This is a genomic window from Vibrio mimicus CAIM 602, assembly GCF_000338875.1.
Classification (GTDB): Bacteria; Pseudomonadota; Gammaproteobacteria; order Enterobacterales; family Vibrionaceae; genus Vibrio; species Vibrio mimicus.
This window is the reverse complement of sequence record NZ_AOMO01000099.1, coordinates 92,476-115,798: the sequence shown is the minus strand read 5'-3', so window position 1 is coordinate 115,798 and position 23,323 is coordinate 92,476. Positions and strand designations below refer to the sequence as shown.

Genomic DNA, 23,323 nt, shown 5'->3' with positions numbered 1-23,323 from the left:
ACCCTGCCAAAGATAACCAAAAGGCACTACTTTTCATAGCGCTTTTGTGGGCTTTTTGCGTTCAAATCCGCCAGATACGCTAACTTTTCAGCAATCTTGGTTTCCAGCCCGCGCTGTGTGGGCTGATAGTAGCGAGTTCCACTCATTTCTGGTGGGAAATAACATTCGCCCGCAGCATAAGCACCTGGTTCATCATGGGCGTAACGATATTCCTCACCGTAACCCAGATCTTTCATCAGTCGCGTTGGGGCATTACGCAGATGCGGCGGTACTTCAAACTCAGGCAGATTATGTGCATCCGATAGCGCTTGTTTCCAAGCGGTGTACACGGCATTACTTTTCGGTGCGCAGGCAAGATAGACAATCGCTTGGGCAATCGCGCGCTCCCCTTCTGCAGGCCCTACACGAGTAAAGCAATCCCACGCTGCGAGTGCCACTTGCATGCCACGCGGGTCGGCATTGCCAACATCTTCTGAGGCAATCGCGAGCAAACGACGTGCGATATACAGTGGGTCACAGCCCGCGGAAATCATCCGTGCGGCCCAGTACAGCGCAGCATCCGGATCCGAACCTCGAATCGATTTGTGCACAGCGGAAATCAGGTCGTACCAAATATCGCCCTTGTTATCAAAGCGCGACACTTTTTCGCCAGCGACTTCGGCCAGCAGAGGCAGATCAATCAGCTTGCGTCCCTGATCATCTTCGCGAGCCATGTCATACAACAGCTCAAGATAATTGAGCGACATGCGCGCATCGCCATTCACCAGTTCTGCTAAGCGATCCAGTACGTTATCGGCAAAAACCGCCACCACTTTGCCAAGCCCACGTTCACTATCGGCAATCGCCTGCTGTAAAGCTTGCTGAATCTCTTGTTGAGTAAGCGAGGTGAGTTTATAAACCCGCGCGCGGGAAAGCAGCGCGTTATTGAGTTCAAAAGAAGGGTTTTCAGTGGTCGCACCAATGAAAGTGACCGTACCATCTTCGATATGGGGCAAAAACGCATCTTGCTGTGATTTATTAAAGCGATGGACTTCGTCGACAAACAAAATAGTGCGGCGACCACTGAGTTTGTTCTCACGCGCTTTTTCGATCGCGGCTCGAATCTCTTTTACCCCAGACGTCACCGCCGACACGCGTTCCACTTCCGCATTCGCGTAGTTAGCAGCCACTTCAGCTAAGGTGGTTTTTCCGGTGCCCGGTGGCCCCCAAAGAATCATCGAGTGAATATGCCCCGCCTCTAATGCGCGGCGCAGTGGTTTTCCCGGTCCCAAGATGTGTTGCTGACCAATATACTGCTCCACCGTTTGTGGGCGCATACGGGCGGCTAACGGACGAAAATCCTCGTCACCAGAAAAATCTAAACTGTAATTACTCACTCGACTTAGTTCCTTGCTACTTGCTTAGTCACGCTGATCATCAACTTCCACGCCTTTCGGCACTTTGTAGTTAAATAAGCTGGCGTTAGGCTTTTGCTGCTTCACCTTGCTAAAGGTAAATTCGCTCTGCTGGCCATCTTGCTCGATCACTTTAAAGCCTTGCACTACCCCTTTATCACTGATGGTGATTTGGAAACGACCTTGGTTTGAATCCAGCGCGGTAGGCGTCAGGGTAAATACATCACCCTTTTCTTCCACATGGTACGCATCCCAATCGCTTGCTTTGTTACGAGTCAGCAGCACAAAAGGCGTCTGCTCTAAGGCTTCTTCCGCACGGTACAGGGTGACTTGTTCAACAAAAGGGTCAAAATGCCACAAGGTCGTACCGTCTGACACCAGTAAATTCTCATCCGGCGCTTGGGTTTCCCAACGGAAAAGGCTCGGGCGAGCAATATCGACTGTACCATGCCCAGTGATGATCACTTTTCCTTCAGGGCTCAATACCTGTTGATTAAACGTAGCGCTAAAGCCTTCACTCATGGCTAGACGCTCACTTAAGGTATCTTTAGGGGCGGAAATCGCCGAGAAACTACAAAATAACAGGGCTAACCATTTGTTCATGCTGACTCTGCTCCAAGCAATTTAGCAATGGGGATGATAATAACGATAAAGACTAAGCCTTTGCCTTATCTAACGTGTCAGTGATGTGTAATAAACTATTGCCCACAGCACTGTTTGAATTTTTTACCGCTGTCGCAAGGACAAGCGTCATTACGGCCAATGCCTTTAAACGGGTTCACACTTTGTGTTTTAGCGCCCAGCATGGCTTCGTCAGCCGCAAGAGCAACTTCATGTACCATTAAGTTCAGTTGTTCGATCAAATCGGCCAGAGCAGGTACTTGCTCATAACCCGCTTCACGCATTTGCGCTTGCGTCTGCTCTTCATCAATTGCCAACATGAAAGTGGTCAATAGTGCTTGCAGCATGCGAATCGAGCCATCCGAAAAAGCGCCTTGTTGCCACATAGATTCCACCTGTGGCCATAACTGCATAAACCCTTCAGCAAAATCAGCCAAACCTTGTTCACGCGATGGTGCATTCTCGGCCAACAACGCCAACAAATCATAGCCGTTAGCTTTAAGCTGCTGGTATTGAAGATGAATTTGCTCAGTCACAGGTTGTAATAACGCCTGATGTTGCTCGGCAAACAGCTCTGGTAACCAATGCTCAGGATCCAGAGGACGTGTCGCAAAATTGGCGGCTAACACCACACCTTCAATAAACAGATCCGATTCTGCACAGTCGATATCACTAAGATTGATCAGGGAGTAATTCATAACAAACGCTTAATACAAGTAAAATTGCCGGGCATTATATACCCAAACCTGCCGAAGTCGCAGCACTCCTCAGATTGGATAAGCAAAAGTATCCGATGAGTGACATTTGTTGATGCTGCTACTACAATCTCGCTCCATTTTATTCAGCGCTAGCCGGTATTCATCACTATGCGAGTTATTTTAGGCCCGATGGAGGGCGTGTTAGATCATTTGATGCGTGACATGCTGACACAAATCAATGACTACGACTTCTGTGTCACCGAATTTGTTCGCGTGGTAAACCAGCTTTTGCCTGATCATGTGTTTTATCGCCTCTGCCCTGAGCTTCAGTACGGTTCTAAAACACCAGCAGGTGTTCCGGTTAAAGTACAGTTGCTAGGCCAAGATCCGAAGTGGATGGCAAAAAATGCGATTCGTGCTGCCGAGTTAGGTGCTTATGGCATCGATCTGAATTTTGGTTGCCCAGCGAAGATGGTCAATCAAAGCAAAGGTGGCGCGGCTCTTTTGCAACATCCAGAGTTGATCTATCAAGTGGTCAAAGCGTGTCGTGACGCGGTGCCTGCGCACATTCCTGTCTCGGCGAAAATCCGCTTGGGTTGGGAGGATCCTGAAGATTGTTTTGAGATTGTTGATGCGGTAGCGCAAGCCAAAGCGGATGAACTAACCGTGCATGCACGCACCAAAGCCGGTGGTTACAAAGCCAGCGAAATCAAATGGCACTACATTGATCAAATTCGCCAGAAATGCAGCATTCCATTGATTGCTAACGGTGAAGTGTGGAATTACACCGATGGTCAAGCTTGTATACAGACCACGGGCGTGGATTCATTGATGGTATGCCGCGGCGCACTCAACGTGCCGAATTTAGGCAATGTTGTAAAACACAATCACACCGCCATGCCTTGGCACGAGGTGGTCGAGTTGCTATTGCGTTACACTCAATTTGAAGTGCGTGGTGACAAAGGCAAATACTATCCAAATCGCATCAAACAGTGGTTTGCTTACCTACGCCACGCATACCCTCAAGCCAATGACCTTTTTGGCGAGTTACGCACCCTCACTCAAGTAGAGCCCATCGTGAGTCACTTGCAGCATTACCATGAAAGTTTGCTGAATTCCCCCACCATTGTGGATGAACTCAGTCACTAAAAAACTAACTGATTTTTGCCGCTGCTTTTAGCCACATAAAGTTTCTGGTCAGCGGCTTTGAACAGATCTTCAAAGGTGAGTTCGGTTTTACTTTCGATTATCTCTACCCCACCTGATACCGTGAAACCTTGGTCAAGGATTTGAGTCGAATCATGGCAAACCGCATCGAAAATACGTTGCATGATTCTATGGATTTGCTCTTGTTCCTTCGCGGTCACATAAACCACAAATTCTTCACCACCAAAGCGAGCCACGGCATCGGAACTGCGGATATGGTTTTCAATCTGCTCACCGATATAGCAGATCACTCTATCGCCCATATCATGGCCATAGGTGTCGTTGATTTGCTTGAAATCATCAATATCCAACACCGCAATAGCTAAATATTGGTTATGCCGTTTACCTTGCAGAAAACCTTCCATACCACGGCGGTTAAGTAGCCCTGTCATCGGATCACGTGCAGCCAATTCCGCATAGTGCTCGCGATCCCAACGTGTGTTGAGATAAATCAGGAGCCCGGTCAAAAACAGGCAAACCAAAGCGGCCACCAGTAAATTGCCTCTCATATGCTGCACAAAGCTCAACAATTCGGCTTTGATATCCATCTGATAGAAAACGACTTGGTGATAATCCGCATAATCACTGGCTAATGGGTACGGACGATAGGCGTCGAGAGGCAGCGTTTGCTCTTCAAGATCAATAATCTCAAAACGAGAAGCCAGATGAGGCATACGACTTAGCAGTTCGCGTAAACCAATATCTACCGCAACAAGACCTTGATAAGTTGTGTCCAGATAAACAGGTAAAATCAGCGTTAATAAACGCTCATGCTTCTCCCGAATTACCGAACGGTATGGGCCATCAACGGCAATCATATTAGGAGCAGCGATGGCCTGATGCCATAAGGGACTTTCTTCAATAAAATTTCTGATCTGCTCATAGGTGACATTTGCGCCTAATGAGTCCGGTGATGAGATGATGTAACCACTGGTATCGACATAGTGCACACCATAAATATACTCATCCATGTCATGCAGAAAAGAGAGCATGGGTGCCATAGAGAGTTTGATTTGCAGGCTCGGATCATTAGCAGGATTTGAATCACATAGAGAAGAGTCACCAATCAGCATATAACTCAAATTCAATTTGGGAACAGCAAGATTTGCACTAAACCCCTGAGAGAGAACCAACGCATCGATTGGTTTGATCTGACAAACATTTTCTACCACTCTGGCCGAGTGTTTGAACAAGATGTTATCTGCAGGCCGCTCATTGTGGGTAAAGGTGTAGTCTAAAGCAGTCACCACTTTTTCGGCTCTTTCCAACTGCTGTTTGATATCAGCGTAAGCATCGTCGATCTCTTGGTTAAGATCGTATAGATATTGCTGGAACACCGAAGCGACCAACACGAATGCAACAAGCAGTGGCGCGCAGATAATCCAAGTTAAACTCATGCGCTGATTCATAATTGTCTGCTGACCTCAGAGATAAAAAACCCATCATAGACGTATAACGCTTATGATGGGTGGGGGGATTGCGTCGCTGCGATTATGCCAAAAAAACAGGAAAATGTGCTAGCGGTTGTTCTTGGAAAAACATTGCACGCAATCGTTTCCTCTCAGTTAAATATGATTAACTCAGCAAAAGGCTGTCATCTGCCAGTTCTTCACCACGCACTTTGGAGAACATTTCTAATAAATCTGGCACACCCATGTTTGCACGCTGCTCGCCTGCTACGTCTAGAACTATCTGTCCTTGATGTAGCATAACTGTGCGGTCACCACAGGCGAGAGCATCTTTCATCGAGTGCGTCACCATCATCACCGTTAGGTTAAATTCTTTAACGATTTTTTTCGTCAAATCAATGATGAAGGCTGCCATTCGCGGATCGAGCGCAGCAGTGTGTTCATCGAGCAACAGTAACTTACTTTCCGATAATGTTGCCATCACCAAACTCACCGCTTGGCGCTGACCGCCTGACAACAAACCTATATTGTCACCAAGGCGATTTTCAAGCCCTAAGCCGAGGATGCTGATTCGCTCTTGGAACAATTTACGTCGTTGGGTAGAAAGAGCCAAACTCCAACCGCGGTTTTTACCACGCATATAAGCAAGTGCCATATTTTCTTCGATGGTGAGAGCCCCACAAGTGCCCGCGAGCGGATCTTGAAACACTCGTGCACAGAGATTGGCGCGCTGATTAACACTCTGTTTGGTCACGTCAGTTTCATCAATCAATACTTGACCGCCGATGATGGGTGTTTCCCCAGTCACTGCACCCAATAAAGTGGATTTACCCGCACCATTAGAACCAATCACGGTTAAAAATTGGTGTTCGGGTACCTCTAACGACACTCCACGCAACGCCCGGTTTTCCAAAATCGTTCCAGGGTTAAACGTCACCTGAATATCTTGTAAACGAATCATACTGCTTCTCCTGACACGCTTCCCTGCTGAGAGACTTCGGACTTCTGAGCAGGTGCGTTACGCTTTTTTGGTTTCAAGTTCCTTTTGATCTTCGGCATGATCAGTGCCAAAGCCACCAAGACTGCGGTTATTAGGTTTAGATCTGAAGCTTGTAGGCCAAACATGCCCGAGCTGAGTGCGAAAGCCACCGCCAAACGGTACAGTACCGAGCCAACAATTACGGCTACCACAGCGACCCATATTTTCCGCCCCGGAATTAAGGTTTGACCCAAAATAACCGCCGCAAGACCGACCACTATGGTACCAACACCGGAAGTGACATCCGCGAAACTGTTGGTTTGAGCAAATAAAGCACCAGCAAACCCAACAAAGCCATTGGAAAGCGCTAAACAGAAATAAGTATAAAAAGCCGTACTCGCTCCTTGTGCTGCGACCATTCGAGCATTAACGCCAGTCGCTCGCAAACCTAAGCCAAAATCACTGTTTAATAGTCGGATAACAAGCAAAGCAGAGATAAAAACCAGCACTGCCACAACCAGAGGACGAACTAGAACCGGATCACCCAAAGCTTCAAATGGAGTCAAAATGGTGTCTTCGCCTAATAAAGCCAGATTAGGGCGACCCATGATCCGAATGTTGATTGAAAATGCAGCAATCATGGTCAAGATGGAGGCCAAAAGATGCAGAATTCCGCAGCGCACAGTAAGAAAAGCTGTAACCCAACCTGTGGCTGCACCAGCAAGGATCGCCAACCCTGTTGCAATCCAAGGATTAATACCCGCCACAATCGCGGTTGCTGCCACAGCAGCGCCCATTGGAAAACTGCCATCGACACTCAAATCAGGAAAATCGAGCACTCGAAAAGTTAAATAAACGCCCAAAGCCACTAAGCCATACAATAAGCCAAGCTCCAAAGCGCCAAAAAAGGCAAAAGCAGACATACATACTCCTTTCTGCTTAAAGAAGTTGGAATACTCCAACTCCTTGGAATATACGCTTCCGACTAGGGTTACAGCAGCATTGCTGTAACCCTAGTGATTTGGATATAGCTTATTATTTGGTACTGGTTGCACGCGCAAGAACGGCGTCTGGAATGCTGATGCCTAGCTTATCAGCAGCCGTTTTGTTGATGACAAGATCAGAACCTTTTGCCACTTGAACATCCAATGTGCCAGGTTCTTTGCCTTCGAGGATGGCTGCAACATAATCAGCAGTTTGTACCCCGATTTGGTAGTAATCGAAACCAAGGCTAGCAATCGCTCCTCGATCCACATACGAAGTCGCCGCACCGAATACTGGCGTTTTCGCTTGGTTAGCGGCTACGATCATGCCTTCAATCGCGCTGGCAACGGTGTTATCGATCAGTGCGTAAATCACATCGGATTTCTCTGCAATCGCCTGAGTAGCAGATTGTACATCCGCACTTTTCAGAGCTGTCGCTTCCACCAGTTTGATACCGTGCTTAGCTGCCGAGAGTTTGAGTAACTCCATCAAGCTGACTGCATTCGCTTCACCTGGGTTATAAACCACACCGATAGATTTCACGTTTGGTAGAATTTCTTTAATCAGCTCAACATGTTGCTCGATAGGAGAAAGGTCAGACAAACCCGTTACGTTTTTGCCCGGTTGTTCGAGTTGTTTTACCAACTTAGCACCGACAGGATCGGTCACTGCGGTAAACACAATAGGAATGGTTTTGGTTGCTGAAACTAACGCCTGTGCAGTTGGTGTTGCAATACCCACCAGTACATCAGGATTTTCACCCACAAATTGACGAGCAATTTGTACGGCAATAGCTGGGTTACCTTGTGCGGTTTTGTAATCAAATTCTAGGTTTTTGCCTTCTTCGTAGCCTTTGGCTTTCAATCCATCGAGTAGCCCTTGACGTGTAGCATCCAACGCTGGGTGTTCAACAATTTGTGACACCGCGACTTTGGCTGTTTTCGCCATGATACTTTGTGAAGACAGTAGTGCGGCTCCGGCTAGAACGGCGGTAGCAATAACTTTGCCTGCTCTCATCTTAACTCCTTGATATAAAGCATTGTATTGGTGATGTTGTGTGTGGGTATATCTTTAGTTGTTTTTATTGGGCACTGGTGGTGCCTCTGACAACATTATTACCAGTAACTTTAGGCAAAGGGAAGTAGGTTTTAACAGTTACATAACAGAAAAAAGTGCAGAATTTGGTCAATGTCGAAAATGGAAGTGAAGTTGACTATACCCAAACGACTTGGAGTTGCAGATGGCGGTAAGTAAATTCATTCTCAATCACATAGAAAGACTATGTGATTGAGGTGAACCAATAAAAGATAATCATAGGGAAGTAAGATCAACTCTGCTAGAATGCGCCCCCTCTACAGGGATCAACAAGACAAGTACATTACTCATATCTGCCAAATCTTGGTATACCTACCCTATCTACCGTTTACCCTTAGGAGCCGATTATCATGACCGATCAAGAAAGAATCGAACTACAAAAGAACAACCCATTACACGGCCTTAAGTTAGAAACCTTGCTACAAGAGCTTGTGGATTTTTATGGCTGGGATATTTTAGATACAGCAATGCGCTTTAACTGCTTTCATACCAAGCCTTCGATTGCCAGTAGTGTCAAATATTTAAACCAGACCGAGTGGGCACGAGAAAAACTAGAAAATTTTTATCTCTATCGCTATAAACGTATGCCTCGCGCTTCCAGTGAAGAGTTTAATCTCCCGCCACGCGCACGAACTTTCCCTCATGGCTTACAGCCCAAAGAGCCGATGCAATTAACGGTAGACTCTATTTTAAAGTCTCAGGCGAAAGCGGCTTCAGCTCACAAAGAAAGAACTTCCCGCAGTCGCCACACTCAGCGCTAAGTTACCTTGATCTACAGGGCTAAGTTACCTTGGCCTACTGTAAGTTTCCGTGAGCAACCATCAGATATCCGTTGGTCACAACTAGACGAGGCAAACCCTACCCTCTAGGCGGAAGAATTAAAACCAACGCTCTAGCGCTGTATCATCCAACTGGCGAAAAGCGCGATTCAGCACATGAGCCAGCTCTTTATACCGAGGTTTGCTTTTGATCGGTTCTAATGCAAACCCTGTCTCGACAATCTTCATATAGAGTTCGCGATACCAGTTAGCCAGTGCAGGAGGGAGTTGCGTATTCGCGCGATTACCTAACCACCAAATACCTTGTAATGGCAAACTCATTGCAAACAGAGCCACCACAATGGCTTGAGGCATGGCTTGCGTGTTGGTAAACACCATTTGAGTCAACACGCTGATCGCCGCTACTGCTGGCATCACTTTAATCGCGAAGCGAGTCGCCTTGATCACACGTTGCTCAGGAAACAGCGGATTTAACTCTTTGCGCATCGGCCAAATATCCATGTACTTTTGGCCATCTTTTAGGCTATGCACTATGCCGACTTTATTATTCATATCCACTTCCTCGCTGCTCTTTGCTCAACCCACTAAAATTTAGTTGAATGATTCAACAAAAGACGCAAAAATTTGACAAAAGCTAATATTGATTCAAATTTTTTTTGTTATATTTGTCTATTATCGCTATGCTCTGCGGACTCTCAATCTCATTGTTGCCCTTATTTACAATTTAGGCAACGTTGGGACGATTCCTGCACGGATTGCATCGACGATTTATACTGACTTTGTCACGTCTCCACGATACGGAAATTGACGTTTTATTGACCGAGATTAGTGCCGTACATCAAGGCGTCATCTATTCTTGGTACTGATTTTATCCTAACCGATTATTACAGGTAGTCACACATGTCTAAGCTGGTTTTAGTTTTAAACTGCGGTAGTTCTTCACTTAAGTTTGCAGTTGTTGACGCTCAAAGCGGTGAACAACATCTTTCAGGTCTTGCTGAATGTTTACACCTTCCTGAAGCTCGTATCAAGTGGAAATTGGACGGCAAGCACGAAGCTCAACTGGGCGAAGGCGCAGCACACGATGAAGCTCTGTCTTTTATCGTTGAAACTATTCTTGCTTCTAAGCCAGAACTGGCAGCTCAACTGAAAGCTATCGGTCACCGCGTAGTACACGGTGGCGAACAGTTCACTCAATCAGCACTGATCGACGAAGCAGTACTGAAAGGTATCGAAGATTGTGCAACTCTAGCTCCACTGCACAACCCAGCGCACATCATCGGTATCAAAGCCGCGCAAAAAGCGTTCCCAGAACTGCAAAACGTAGCGGTGTTCGATACTGCGTTCCACCAAACTATGCCTGAAGAAGCGTACCTGTACGCTCTGCCATACAAACTGTACAAAGAGCACGGCATCCGTCGTTACGGTATGCACGGTACTTCTCACCTGTTCATCGCACGTGAAGCAGCTGAGCGTCTGGGCAAACCAGCAAACGAACTGAACATCATCAACTGCCACCTAGGCAACGGTGCTTCTGTTTGTGCGATCAAAAATGGTCAATCAGTTGACACTTCTATGGGTCTGACTCCGCTGGAAGGTCTGGTGATGGGTACTCGCTGTGGTGATATCGATCCTGCGATCATTTTCCACCTGCACGATGCACTGGGTTACTCAGTTGAGCAAATCAACACTATGATGACCAAAGAATCAGGTCTGCTGGGTCTGACTGAAGTGACTTCTGACTGCCGTTTCGTGGAAGACAACTACGGTCAAAAAGAAGAAGCAACTCGCGCAATGGACGTGTTCTGTCACCGTCTGGCGAAATACGTTGCTGGCTACACTGCAAGTATGGACGGCCGTCTGGATGCGATCACTTTCACTGGTGGTATCGGTGAAAACTCTGCACCTATCCGTGAAATGGTTCTGAACCGTCTAGCAATCTTCGGTATCACTGTTGACAGCGAAGCAAACCTGAAAGCGCGTTTCGGCGGTGAAGGTGTGATCACTACTGCTGACAGCCGTATCCCAGCGATGGTTATCGCGACTAACGAAGAGTTAGTGATTGCAGAAGATACCGCTCGTCTGACTAACATCTAATTCGACTTACACTGGCTAACTCAGGTTAGCCAGTGTCATTTAGGGGCTCAGCGTAAGCCTAATCTGCGCTTGAGCTTTGTCACTTTCAATCTAAGCACCTTAGATTGGTATCAATAGTGTTGAGGTACTTTACCAATGTCCCGTACTATTATGCTTATCCCAATCAGCGCTGGCGTCGGTCTGACTAGCGTGAGCATGGGTCTCCTGCGTTCAATGGAGCGTAAAGGGGTTAGCGTTTCTTTCTATAAGCCTATTGCACAGCCACGTACTGGCAATGACCAACCTGACCTGACTTCTACTGTCATGAGCCGCAACAGCGACATCAAGATCGGCGAGCCGATGAGCATGTCTGCTGCAGAAGCGTTGATTGGTAGCGAGAAAATGGACGTTCTGCTGGAAACTGTGGTTGAGCGTTACAACCAAATCAACAAAAATGCAGAAGTGACTCTGATCGAAGGTCTGGTTCCAACACGTAAGCACCCTTTTGCTAACCAAGTGAACGCGGAAATCGCGAACACGCTAGGCGCAGAAATTGTTTTCGTTGCTACTCCGGGTACTGATAACCCAACGCAACTGAAAGAGCGTATTGAAGTTGCGTGCTCTAACTTTGGTGGTACCAAAAACAAGAGCATTTCTGGCGTTATCATCAACAAGCTGAATGCACCAGTTGATGAAGCTGGCCGTACTCGCCCTGACTTGTCTGAAATCTTTGATGATGCGGACAGCGCGAAGCAAGCTAACCTTGAAGTAATGCAAATCTTCAACACTAGCCCGATCCGTGTACTGGGTTGCGTGCCATGGAGCATCGACCTAATTGCCACTCGTGCTATCGATATGGCGAAGCACCTGAAAGCTGAAGTGGTCAACCAAGGCGATATCAATACTCGTCGTATCAAGAGCATCACTTTCTGTGCACGTTCTATCCCACACATGATTGAGCACTTCAAACCAGGTTCACTGTTGGTAACGTCAGCAGACCGTCCTGATGTGATTGTTGCTGCGGCACTGGCTGCGATGAACGGTGTGGAAATCGGTGCGGTACTGCTGACTGGCGGTTACGACATTCCGCATGAAATCGTTAATCTGTGTAAGCCTGCCTTTGATACTGGTCTGCCAATTTTCAAAGCTCAAGGCAACACCTGGCAAACTTCGCTGAATCTGCAAAGCTTCAGCCTTGAAGTACCAGCAGACGACAAAGAGCGTATCGAATTCATCAGCGAGCACGTAGCAAGCCATATTGATGGCCCATGGGTAGACTCTCTGACTGAAGGTGCACAAGCGTCTCGTCGCCTGAGCCCACCTGCATTCCGTTACCAACTGACTGAACTTGCTCGCAGCGCGAACAAGCGTATCGTACTGCCAGAAGGTGATGAGCCACGTACAGTGAAAGCGGCAGCCATCTGTGCTGAGCGCGGCATTGCACAATGTGTGCTACTGGGTAACCCAGAAGAGATCAAACGTGTTGCTGCACAGCAAGGCGTTGAGCTGGGTTCTGGCATCGAAATCATCGATCCAAAAGTAGCGCAAGAGCAATATGTGGCTCGTCTGGTTGAACTGCGTAAGAGCAAAGGCATGACTGAAGTGGTTGCGCGTGAACAACTGGAAGATACCGTTGTTCTGGGCACTATGATGCTTGAGCGTAACGAAGTTGACGGTCTGGTTTCTGGTGCGGTTCACACCACCGCGAATACCATTCGTCCACCACTACAAATCATCAAGACTGCACCGAATGCGTCTCTGGTTTCGTCAATCTTCTTTATGCTACTGCCTGATCAGGTACTGGTATACGGTGACTGTGCGATCAACCCAGATCCAAACGCAGAACAACTGGCTGAGATTGCTATCCAGTCAGCAGATTCAGCAGCGGCCTTCGGTATTGAGCCTCGCGTAGCGATGATCTCTTACTCGACAGGTACTTCTGGTCAAGGTGCTGACGTTGATAAAGTACGTGAAGCAACCCGCATTGCGAAAGAGAAACGTCCTGATCTGATCATTGACGGTCCTCTGCAATACGACGCAGCAATCATGGAAAACGTAGCGGCTTCTAAAGCACCGAACTCTCCAGTAGCAGGTAAAGCGACCGTATTCGTATTCCCAGATCTGAACACAGGTAACACGACTTACAAAGCGGTACAACGTTCAGCGGATCTGGTCTCTATCGGTCCTATGCTGCAAGGTATGCGTAAGCCAGTTAACGATCTGTCTCGCGGTGCATTGGTTGACGATATCGTCTACACCATCGCCCTGACGGCTATCCAAGCAGGTCAAGAGCAGAAATAAGTCCGGCTAATCGGCTAAAATGCAAAGCCCCCGAAATTCGGGGGCTTTTTTATGCTCTTTATTCATAAAATCTATGGCCGTATCTCAACCAATCCGCTCTCGCTGATGCGGACTCAGGAGATCCAATTCAGGCCCGACGGGAACGACTTGAGTGGGGTTGATCGTGGTATGGCTGAAGTAGTAATGCCGCTTAATATGGTAAAAATCGACCGTTTCTTGAATACCGTCCACTTGATATAACTCACGCAAATAACCGCTGAGATGTGGATAATCAGCGATACGTTGGCGGTTACATTTGAAATGCCCGACATACACCACATCAAAACGCACTAAGGTGGTAAACAAGCGCCAGTCCGCTTCGGTGATTTGGTTTCCCGCTAAATAGCGATGAGTCGCGAGATGTTGGTCAACTTTATCCAATGCTGCAAAAAGCGCTTCAAACGCTTCTTCATAGGCTTTTTGCGTGGTCGCGAAGCCACAACGATATACCCCATTGTTGATGTTGGGATAAATAAAATCATTCCATTCATCGATTACCGTTCGCAAAGCTTTGGGGTAATAATCGGTTTCATTACCTGTTAACCCATTGAACGCACTGTTCAACATACGAATGATATCCGAAGATTCATTACTGACGATGGTTTGTAGCTTCTTATCCCACAACACAGGCACAGTCACTCGCCCTGTGTAATCGGCTTTGGCGTGGGTATACAGTTGATGTAATTGGGTATAACCATAAAGAGGCTCGGGGATGCCAAACTGCCAACCGTGCGTCAACATATCCGGGCAGACAACTGTCACATCAATATGTGCTTCAAGCCCTTTTAGAGCACGGAAAATCAGTGTGCGATGCGCCCAAGGACAAGCAAGGGACACATAGAGATGGTAACGGCCAGATTCAGCACTAAAACGTGCGTCGGGCGCGGCTTCAACCCAATCACGAAATCCAGCATCTTCTCGAACAAACTCTCCATCGCTTTGTTTGGTGTCGTACCATACATCGTGCCACTTGCCTTTAATTAGCTTTCCCATTTTGCCCCCTATCACTCATCTTTTGAGCATTATAGGCAACGGAACACGCGACTTAACCCAAAGCGTCTGGTCGTCTTGTTCAAAAAATTTGAATACAAAAAAAGCGCGACCCGAACAAGGAATCGCGCTTGGCCCGTCACAGGCTGAATTTATGCCTCAGCGTACAAACAAGATACTGAGTGAATATCGGAACCTTTAATCACAGGCTTGGTTTTCGCACACTCTGCGGTTGCTTGAGGGCAACGAGTACGGAACACACAACCTGAAGGCGGGTTCATTGGCGAAGGCAAATCCCCTTCCAGCATCTGGATGGTTTTATTGCGCTCCAGATCTGGATCTGGAATCGGAACGGCTGACATCAAGGCTTTGGTATAAGGATGTTTAGGATTCGCAAACAACTCTTTGGATACCCCTAACTCTACCGCATTGCCCAAATACATCACCAATACACGATCAGAAATGTGTTTCACTACCGAAAGATCGTGAGCAATAAATACCAGACTTAAACCCAGCTCTTTTTGCAGTTCTTTCAGCAAGTTAACCACTTGAGCTTGAATCGATACATCCAGTGCAGAAACTGGTTCGTCACAGATGATCATCTTAGGTTTGAGGATCAGCGCACGTGCAATACCGATACGCTGACACTGACCACCAGAGAACTCATGTGGGTAGCGGTTGATCACGTTAGGCAGCAAACCTACTTTGGTCATCATCTCTTTCACCCGATCTTTCACTTCTTGCTTAGAAAGCTCAGGATAGAAAGTTTGCAGTGGTTCCGCGATGATATCGCCCACTGTCATACGTGGGTTTAACGATGCCAGTGGATCTTGGAAAATCATCTGAATTTGCTTACGCGTTGCACGACGTTTAACTTCTTGCATACGTGTCAAATCTTGACCTAGCCACACCACTTCGCCGTGTGTTGCTTGCACCAGACCGATGATGGCACGTGCAAACGTGGATTTACCACAGCCTGACTCACCGACTACGCCTAGCGTTTCGCCTTCATACAGGCGAACGTTTACACCGTCTACCGCTTTTAGGGTCAGGGGTTTCGTCCATGGCCAAGCCGATTTCGGAGTGATGTTAAAGTGAACTTTCAGATCTTTGACGTCCAGTAATAATTTTTTCTCTGCGCTCATTTTGTCCAAGCCTCCCAATCAGAAAAACACGCACGTTGACGGTCATTACCAAACGGCAGCAGAATCGGTGCTTCACGCTTACAGCGATCCGTCACACGATGGCAGCGCTCTTGGTAAGGACAACCTACTGGCAAACGCAGCAAGTTAGGCGGGTTACCCGGAATAGTTGGCAACACTTCACCTTCAGAATCCAAACGCGGAATCGCACTGAGCAGACCTTCTGCGTAAGGGTGGCTTGGGTTATAGAAAATATCGTTCACTGAACCGTATTCCATAGTACGGCCTGCGTACATCACCAGCACTTTGTCACAAGAGCCTGCAACCACGCCCAAATCGTGAGTGATCATAATGATGGCAGTATTGAACTCACGCTTCAGATCGTTAAGCAGCTCCATGATCTGCGCTTGAACAGTTACATCCAATGCAGTGGTCGGTTCATCCGCAATCAACAGTTTTGGACGGCACAACAAAGCCATTGCGATCATCACGCGCTGGCGCATACCGCCTGAAAACTCATGCGGATACATGGTGATACGCTTGCGAGCTTCTGGAATTTTTACCGCTTCCAGCATGCGCACGGATTCTTCAAACGCTTCCGCTTTACCCATACCTTTATGCAGCATCAGCACTTCCATCAGCTGATCACTAACCTTCATGTATGGGTTAAGTGAAGTCATTGGATCTTGGAAAATCATCGCGATTTGCTCAGCGCGCACTTTATTCAGTTCACGCTCCGGCAAATTGAGGATTTCTTTGCCCTCAAATTTCGCGCTACCGGTGATTTTACCGTTTTTGGCTAACAGTCCCATGATGGCAAATACCGTTTGTGATTTGCCTGAGCCGGATTCGCCAACAATACCTAAGGTTTCTCCCTGCTTGAGAGAGAAATTGAGATCGTTTACTGCGGTGACAATACCGTCTTGGGTAGTGAATTCTACGCGCAGATCTTTGACATCTAATAAACTCATCATTGCTTCCTTTATCTTATTCTTGGTTTATCTGTCTTTAGGATCCAGCGCGTCACGCAGACCGTCGCCGACATAGTTAAAACAGAACAGTGTCAACACCATGAATGCCGCCGGGAACAGCAGTTGCCATATAGCAACTTCCATTGTGTTTGCCCCCTCTTGTAGCAGAGCGCCCCAACTGGTCATCGGCTCTTGAACACCAAGGCCAAGGAATGAAAGGAAAGATTCAGTCAAAATCATGCTTGGGATTAGCAGGGTTGAATAAACCGCCACAATACCCAATACGTTCGGCACGATATGGCGAGTAATGATGTTCCACTTGCTTACACCACACACATGCGCCGCTTCGATAAACTCTTTGCTACGTAAGCTCAGCGTTTGACCACGCACGATACGCGCCATATCCAGCCATGCAATTGCACCGATAGCAACGAAGATCAGCACGATGTTACGGCCAAAGAAAGTGACCAATACAATAACCAAAAACATGAATGGGATTGCGTAAAGGATTTCCAGAATACGCATCATCACTCGGTCAGTGCGGCCGCCAATAAAACCAGACGCTGCGCCATACAGAGTACCGATCAATACCGCAACCAAAGCGCCCATGATACCTACCATCAGGGAGATACGGCCACCAACCAGCGTACGCACAAACAGGTCACGTCCAAGAGCATCAGTACCAAACCAGTGTTCAGCCGAAGGTGCTGCATGCATTGCATACCAATCTGTATCTTCATAACTGTATGAAGAAAGCATAGGTAAAATGATCACGGCGAGAGTGATCAACAGTAGAACAAACAGGCTGACCATCGCTGCTTTGTTGCGCATAAAACGAATACGCGCGTCTTGCCATAAGCTGCGGCCTTGAATCTCAAGGTTTTGCGAGAAATTTTCAATCGCCGCTAAGTTTTCTTTTTTCGTCAACATTATCTAAGTCCTATTAGTAGCGAATCTTCGGGTCGATGTAAGCGAGAAGAATATCGACAATCGCGTTAAACAGAATAAATAGGAAACCGATCAGAATCGTCACCCCCATAACCAAAGAATAATCTCGGTTGAAGGCGGCGTTAACGAAGAGCTTACCGATACCTGGCAAGCCAAAAATGGTCTCAATAACTACCGAACCCGTGATGATGCCAACGAAAGCAGGGCCCATGTAAGACACAACAGGAAGCATGGCTGGTTTCAGCGCGTGCTTGACCACGATATAACCGTAACTCAACCCTTTCGCACGAGCGGTGCGGATAAAGTTACTGTTCAGGGTTTCAATCATTGAGCCACGAGTAATACGGGCAAAAGTAGCGACGTAAAGCAGTGACATCCCCAAGACTGGCAGAGCCATGTACTGGAACCCTCCGTCTTGCCATCCGCCGGCTGGGAAAATATTAAAATTAATCGCAAAGATATAAATCAACACAGGTGCCAACACGAAGGAAGGCATGACCACCCCTAACATGGCGGTGGACATTATGGTGTAGTCGACCCAAGTATTCTGCTTCAAGGCAGCTATGGTTCCGACCGTTACCCCCATAATGACAGTGAAGAAAAACGCAGCAAGACCGATTTTGACCGATACAGGCAGTGCGCTGGCGATCAATTCATTCACCGTATAGTCTTTGTACTTAAACGAAGGACCAAAATCACCCTGAACAATGTTGGTCAAGTAGGTGAGATACTGTTCAGAAACGGGTTTGTCTAAGCCGTATTTGGCGTTGATGTTAGCCATTACTTCCGGTGGCAGAGGACGCTCAGAAGAAAATGGATTACCTGGCGCGTAGCGCATAAGAAAGAAAGATATAGTAATCAATACCAACATGGTTGGGATCGCTTCAAATATCCTTTTTGCTATGAATTTAAGCATAAACTCACTCTTTCAATCTGTGACAAGGAAAAGAAAAGACTCTGCATGTGACTCCCACATGCAGTGTCTATGTATTTATAGTTTTATGGCTCGATTATTGAGCTTTGATGTAAAGATCTTTCATATAGATCTTGTCTTCCGCGTTGTTTGATGGGTAACCACCAACAGTTGGAGAAACAAGACGTGATCTTACGTATTGATAGATTGGCGCGATTGGCATATCGCGAGCCAACAACTTCTCAGCATCAGCATAGAGTTTTTGACGCTCTTCTTCTGACGTTGAAGTCATGGCTTTTTCAAGCGTCGCATCATACTCAGCATTGTGGTACTTAGAGTCATTTGATGAGTTGCTTGACAGCATCAGAGTCAGGAATGATGACGCTTCGTTGTAGTCACCACACCATCCCGCGCGAGTTGCATCGAAGTTACCCTGACGACGTGTATCGAGGAAGGTTTTCCACTCTTGGTTTTCTAGTGCAATATCAACACCCAATGCGGTTTTCCACATAGATTGGATCGCAGTAGCAATCTTCTTGTGGTTTTCTGAGGTGTTGTACAGCAAAGTGAATTTCAGAGGGTTTGATTTACTGTAACCCGCTGCTTCAAGAAGTTTTTTCGCTTCAGCAATACGCTCTTTTTGAGTCATTTTGCCGTAAGTTGGCATTTCTGGGCTGAATCCAGCCGTGATTTCAGGCGTCAGGAAATAAGCCGGTTTTTGGCCTTGGCCTAAGATCGCATCAGAGATCACGTCACGATCAATAGCATAAGAAAGTGCCTGACGTACGCGAACATCATCAAATGGAGCTTTTGCAGTATTGAAACCGTAGTAGTAAGTACACAATTGGCCTTGTACTTGTACTGCTTCTGGGTGCTCTTTTTTCAGACGTTTGAAGTGCTCAAGAGGCAGTTCATTCGTGATCTGAATTTCACCAGACAAGAAGCGGTTCATTTCTGCCACTTGGTTTTCAATTGGCAGATACGTTACTTTGTTCAGTACGGTATTTTTGTCATCCCAGTATTGTGGGTTACGCTTCAGTTCTAAGCGCTCGTTAACAACCCATTTGTCGAGAGCGTAAGCACCGTTACCTACGTAGTTTTCAGGCTTAGTCCATTGCTCACCAAACTTCTCTACTGTCGCTTTGTGAACAGGCTTCACTGTGGTGTGGCCCATCATCATTACGAAGTAAGGTACTGCACTTTCCAGTTCAACAACCAGCGTTTTGTCGTCAACGGCTTTGATGCCTAGAGTAGACTTGTCTTTTTCCCCAGCGATGATTTCTTTCGCGTTCTTCATCTTGGTGTATTCCATATACCAAGAGTATGGAGAAGCAGTGGCAGGATCTACAGCACGTTGGAAGCTATACACGAAGTCGTGTGCAGTTACAGGGTCGCCGTTAGACCATTTCGCGTCTTTGCGAATGTGGAAAGTAAAGGTTTTGTTGTCAGTGGTTTCCCAGCTCTCAGCGGCACCCGGCACGACATTACCATTAGCGTCTTGGTTAACCAGACCTTCCAATAGGTCACGGATAACGTTTGACTCAGGAACACCTTCAGTTTTGTGTGGGTCAAGTGACGCAACTTCAGTACCGTTGCCACGAACAAGCTCTTGAACAGGAGCAAGTTTGGTACCAGCAGGAACATTCGCTGCAAGAGAGGAAAATGACGTGGTAGCCACCGCCAGACCAGCACTTAAAAGCAGTGCCTGGGTGATTTTGTTCTTATACATGCATAAACTCCAAGTTTTAGTATTGCATCCATGACTTCCATGTCAGGTATTCAGAACGGCTGATCGTTGTCGTTTGTCGTATAAGTTATGAACAAAAGGCAACTTACACCTGACAGGGATTGCGGCACACATTAGCAATCATTGAATTAATTTGCCATAAAAATGTATTAAAAACCGACTATCCTCTCTGGTTTTCTCAGACATCAGTAAAAAACTCCAACACTCTTCTCTTTCTCTAGTTGATTAGAATGCTGAAGCTGGCGGAAACAGATCAATGTGCCAGATAATCTAGTGCACACACAATGTACAGTGCATTATTCTAGATAACTCAGATCTATTTAACATTTCATACACAAACAAGCCAAGTCTTTGTGACAATGCACTATTTCATAAGACAAAAATGTGAGCAGTCTCAAACCTTGGTTTTAAGCAATCGTTTGGTATAAACCGTACGACTTTCGGTTCAGTCCAAAGCGACAGAGGGAAAGAGGCAAGAACGTAAATTTTGCTGAACAGATTCGCTACAACGAATTTATAAAAAATGCCTACCCGAAAATAATCCCCAAGCCAATCAATCGTTTTCTATACTTACCCCGTTAGCATTAGAACAATAAGGGAATTTTATGTGCTATTGGTGGCTTGTGTTGGTCTGGTTTATTTCATCATTCATTTCTGCCGCAACCCTTTCTTTTGGCGTGGTGCCACAGCAATCCCCAGAAGAACTCGCAAAACGTTGGGTACCCATTTTAGAAACCCTCTCTGAAAACTCAGGACTATCCTTAGAATTTCATACCGCCGCGACTATTCCAGAGTTTGAACAACGGGTACTAAAGGGAGAATATGATGTGGTGTATATGAACCCTTATCACTACACTTTATTCCACCAAAACCCGGGCTATATTGCGTTTGCAAAGCAAAAAAATCAGAAATTACAGGGCATTATTGTTGTAGCGAAAGACAGTCCGATTCAGTCCATTCGATCCCTCGACCAGCAAACGCTGGCTTTCCCTTCTCCTGCCGCTTTTGCCGCTACCATTATTCCGCAAGCAATATTCATGAAAGAAGGCATCCATATCGACTCCAAATATGTCTCTTCACACGACTCCGTATATCTCAATGTTGCCAATGGCTTTTTTGTAGCCGGAGGTGGGATAAAACGTACTTTTGATACGGCACCAAAAGAGATCACGAATCAACTACGCATCTTATGGGAAACGCCCAGTTTCACTCCTCATGCTTTTGCTTATCATCCAAGGCTCAGTAAAGAACAAGTCGCTGCTTTGCAAAGTGCGTTACTCAATCTTTCTCAAACAGAGCAAGGTCGATTACAACTGCAAGCCATTGGTTTTTCTGGTATTGAAGCAGCGCAAGACAGCGACTGGAACGATATTCGTGAGTTAAATATTCAAACGTTATCGCACTTGCTTAAGGAATAAAGCATGTCCTTACGCTTAAAGACTATGCTTGGAGTGGCGTTAATTGAGGCGATCTTGTTGACCATTTTGATCACCTTCACCCTGAGCTATCTTGAATCCACCAACTATGATGGATTACAACGGCGTGCCCAAACCACCATCACCCTCTTCTCCACTATGGTGAAAAATCCTGTGCTGGCTTATGACCTTGCCAGTATTGAATCTGCTGCGGCATTAATGATGTCGAATCAAGACATTGTTTATGTGGCAGTGGAAAATACTCACGGCAAACTATTAACATTTAAAGGTGATCGCGAATTATTTGATGCGCACTATTCGAATAACAATCCGGATTTATCTCAGTTACAACCGATTTATACCGTTAGTGATGTGATTGAAGTCAGCGGTACTCAGTTTGGCACTGTGTTTATCGGTTTTGACCTCTCCTACCTAGAGCAACAACTCGGTCATGCAAGACGTTGGACTCTTTTGATCATTCTGGGCGAGATGGGGTTGGTCGCGCTCTTCTCCTACATACTCGGCACAGCTCTGACACGGCGTTTGACACAACTAAAAATCGCGACCGATCAAATCACTTTTGGTAACCGTGAAGTACTACTGGATATTCAGGGACACGATGAAGTCAGCCGTGTTGCGCACTCTTTTCAGCAGATGGTTCAATCGTTACGTCATTCCGAATCCACTATGCGTGAGTATCAGCATCAGCTTGAGCAGTGGAACTTAGAGTTGGAAGACAAGGTCAATCAGCGAACCGAAAATCTTCTGGCTAAAAATCAGCAACTTGAAGAGATGAACACCAAGCTGACGTTAATGAAAGACAAGCTAGTCGAAACCGAAAAAATGATCTCCATTGGTACTCTGGCCGCCGGATTTGCTCATGAAATCAACAACCCCAATGGTGCGTTAAAAAGCCACTTACAGTTGCTTCAACAGGACTTTAATCAGCTCAAAATCTGGTTCGACAATATCGAATTGATGCTGGCTGACTCAGCTTATTACGGCAAGTTTACCCAAACTAAAAGTGACCTTTACATTGAAGAGAGCTTGGCTGGTATTGATGAAAGCTTGAAGGATGCGCTGCATTGTGTGGATCGAATCAAAATGATTGTAGATAAAGTTCAGCATTGCCAACCTCAGCCAAATACCCAAAACAGCAGTTGGGTATCGCCACTGAGCCTTTTAGAACAAGCCATTCGTATTTGTGGACTACAGGAGTGGATTGTATGGAAAGAAAAAACGCTCTATCCCCCACTGATTTACGGCTATAGCAACGACTTTATTACTGCATTGAGCGCCATTTTAAATAACGCTTACCAAGCGTATGCCAAAGATGATCCCAAAATCTGTATTGAACTCTCGCTTCGCCATAATCAACAGCAGCTGGAGATTGAGATTGCTGATTTTGGCCGTGGGATGAGCCAAGAGGAAAAACAGCACGCTTTTGACCCCTTCTTTACGACTCACGATGTAGGCAAAGGCATTGGCCTTGGTTTAACCGAGGCATACAGCAGCATCAAAAAGTATTCGGGCGATATTCAGTTAGTCAGCGAACTTGGGCAAGGCACTCGCGTATTAATCACTTTGCCTTTAGCCCCGGCTCACCATTCATAATC

General features: G+C 46.5%; 20 protein-coding genes. 6 read left to right on the top strand and 14 right to left on the bottom strand.

The genetic code is table 11. The features are described 5' to 3' along the window. Positions 1-26: 26 nt before the first annotated feature. From D908_RS00330 to D908_RS00340, 3 genes are all read right to left on the bottom strand, one after another. Positions 27-1,376: a replication-associated recombination protein A gene (locus D908_RS00330; RefSeq protein WP_000073980.1), complete on the bottom strand. Its 1,350-nt coding sequence runs from the start codon at positions 1,374-1,376 to the stop codon at positions 27-29. 24 nt (positions 1,377-1,400) lie between these two features. Beyond that, positions 1,401-1,997, bottom strand: a complete 597-nt coding sequence (gene lolA / locus D908_RS00335) for an outer membrane lipoprotein periplasmic chaperone LolA (RefSeq protein WP_001045829.1) — start codon at positions 1,995-1,997, stop codon at positions 1,401-1,403. A gap of 95 nt (positions 1,998-2,092) precedes the next feature. After that, positions 2,093-2,713: a YecA family protein gene (locus D908_RS00340; RefSeq protein ID WP_001109769.1), complete on the bottom strand. Its 621-nt coding sequence runs from the start codon at positions 2,711-2,713 to the stop codon at positions 2,093-2,095. Positions 2,714-2,881: 168 nt separating this feature from the next. Between D908_RS00340 and dusC the strand changes: the two genes are divergently transcribed. Continuing rightward, positions 2,882-3,862, top strand: coding sequence for a tRNA dihydrouridine(16) synthase DusC (gene dusC / locus D908_RS00345; RefSeq protein WP_005527882.1), 981 nt, complete (start codon positions 2,882-2,884; stop codon positions 3,860-3,862). On the opposite strand, the gene D908_RS00350 is transcribed toward dusC, so the two are convergent. From D908_RS00350 to D908_RS00365, 4 genes are all read right to left on the bottom strand, one after another. Beyond that, positions 3,859-5,328 carry a sensor domain-containing diguanylate cyclase gene (locus tag D908_RS00350; RefSeq protein WP_005527880.1) on the bottom strand — a complete coding sequence of 490 codons (1,470 nt, stop codon included), beginning with the start codon at positions 5,326-5,328 and terminating at the stop codon, positions 3,859-3,861. The two genes, dusC and D908_RS00350, sit on opposite strands and share 4 nt — an antisense overlap. 166 nt (positions 5,329-5,494) lie before the next feature. Beyond that, positions 5,495-6,289, bottom strand: coding sequence for an ABC transporter ATP-binding protein (locus D908_RS00355; RefSeq protein ID WP_005527876.1), 795 nt, complete (start codon positions 6,287-6,289; stop codon positions 5,495-5,497). Next, the gene (locus tag D908_RS00360; protein ID WP_005527874.1) at positions 6,286-7,230 is read right to left on the bottom strand and encodes an ABC transporter permease; all 945 of its coding nucleotides are present in this window, start codon (positions 7,228-7,230) and stop codon (positions 6,286-6,288) included. Before D908_RS00360 ends, D908_RS00355 begins: the two co-directional genes overlap by 4 nt. Before the next feature lie 112 nt (positions 7,231-7,342). Further along, on the bottom strand, positions 7,343-8,308 hold the full coding sequence (locus tag D908_RS00365; protein ID WP_005527872.1) for an ABC transporter substrate-binding protein: 966 nt from the start codon (positions 8,306-8,308) through the stop codon (positions 7,343-7,345). A 428-nt stretch (positions 8,309-8,736) separates the two neighbouring features. Here D908_RS00365 and D908_RS00370 point away from each other — a divergent pair, with 428 nt between their 5' ends. Next, positions 8,737-9,147: a VF530 family protein gene (locus D908_RS00370; RefSeq protein ID WP_005527870.1), complete on the top strand. Its 411-nt coding sequence runs from the start codon at positions 8,737-8,739 to the stop codon at positions 9,145-9,147. A 117-nt stretch (positions 9,148-9,264) separates the two neighbouring features. Here D908_RS00370 and yfbV read toward each other — a convergent pair whose 3' ends face one another. Beyond that, entirely contained in the window at positions 9,265-9,717 is a 453-nt protein-coding gene (gene yfbV / locus D908_RS00375) for a terminus macrodomain insulation protein YfbV (RefSeq protein ID WP_005527868.1), read from the bottom strand. A gap of 348 nt (positions 9,718-10,065) precedes the next feature. Here yfbV and D908_RS00380 point away from each other — a divergent pair, with 348 nt between their 5' ends. Further along, complete coding sequence (locus D908_RS00380) at positions 10,066-11,262, top strand: acetate kinase (RefSeq protein ID WP_000041138.1); 1,197 nt, start codon at positions 10,066-10,068, stop codon at positions 11,260-11,262. Positions 11,263-11,397: 135 nt separating this feature from the next. Next, on the top strand, positions 11,398-13,542 hold the full coding sequence (gene pta / locus D908_RS00385; RefSeq protein WP_000091716.1) for a phosphate acetyltransferase: 2,145 nt from the start codon (positions 11,398-11,400) through the stop codon (positions 13,540-13,542). Positions 13,543-13,626: 84 nt separating this feature from the next. Here the strand turns inward: pta and D908_RS00390 are convergent, their stop codons facing one another. From D908_RS00390 to D908_RS00415, 6 genes are all read right to left on the bottom strand, one after another. Then, positions 13,627-14,574: a glutathione S-transferase family protein gene (locus D908_RS00390; RefSeq protein WP_005527866.1), complete on the bottom strand. Its 948-nt coding sequence runs from the start codon at positions 14,572-14,574 to the stop codon at positions 13,627-13,629. Positions 14,575-14,723: 149 nt separating this feature from the next. Then, a complete protein-coding gene (gene oppF / locus D908_RS00395; protein WP_001271737.1) occupies positions 14,724-15,716 on the bottom strand; it encodes a murein tripeptide/oligopeptide ABC transporter ATP binding protein OppF in 993 nt (330 codons plus the stop codon). Beyond that, positions 15,713-16,684: an ABC transporter ATP-binding protein gene (oppD, locus tag D908_RS00400; protein ID WP_000054412.1), complete on the bottom strand. Its 972-nt coding sequence runs from the start codon at positions 16,682-16,684 to the stop codon at positions 15,713-15,715. The genes oppF and oppD overlap by 4 nt, the downstream gene beginning before the upstream one ends. Before the next feature lie 27 nt (positions 16,685-16,711). After that, the gene (gene oppC / locus D908_RS00405; RefSeq protein WP_000956293.1) at positions 16,712-17,614 is read right to left on the bottom strand and encodes an oligopeptide ABC transporter permease OppC; all 903 of its coding nucleotides are present in this window, start codon (positions 17,612-17,614) and stop codon (positions 16,712-16,714) included. 13 nt (positions 17,615-17,627) lie between these two features. Beyond that, a complete protein-coding gene (oppB, locus tag D908_RS00410; protein ID WP_000911062.1) occupies positions 17,628-18,548 on the bottom strand; it encodes an oligopeptide ABC transporter permease OppB in 921 nt (306 codons plus the stop codon). Positions 18,549-18,642: 94 nt separating this feature from the next. Further along, positions 18,643-20,274: an ABC transporter substrate-binding protein gene (locus tag D908_RS00415; RefSeq protein WP_005527862.1), complete on the bottom strand. Its 1,632-nt coding sequence runs from the start codon at positions 20,272-20,274 to the stop codon at positions 18,643-18,645. Between the two features lie 623 nt (positions 20,275-20,897). Here D908_RS00415 and D908_RS00420 point away from each other — a divergent pair. Beyond that, positions 20,898-21,710, top strand: a complete 813-nt coding sequence (locus D908_RS00420; RefSeq protein WP_005527860.1) for a phosphate/phosphite/phosphonate ABC transporter substrate-binding protein — start codon at positions 20,898-20,900, stop codon at positions 21,708-21,710. Positions 21,711-21,713: 3 nt separating this feature from the next. Then, positions 21,714-23,321 (top strand): sensor histidine kinase, encoded by a 1,608-nt coding sequence (locus D908_RS00425; RefSeq protein WP_005527858.1) that lies wholly within the window; start codon positions 21,714-21,716, stop codon positions 23,319-23,321. Positions 23,322-23,323 lie beyond the last annotated feature (2 nt).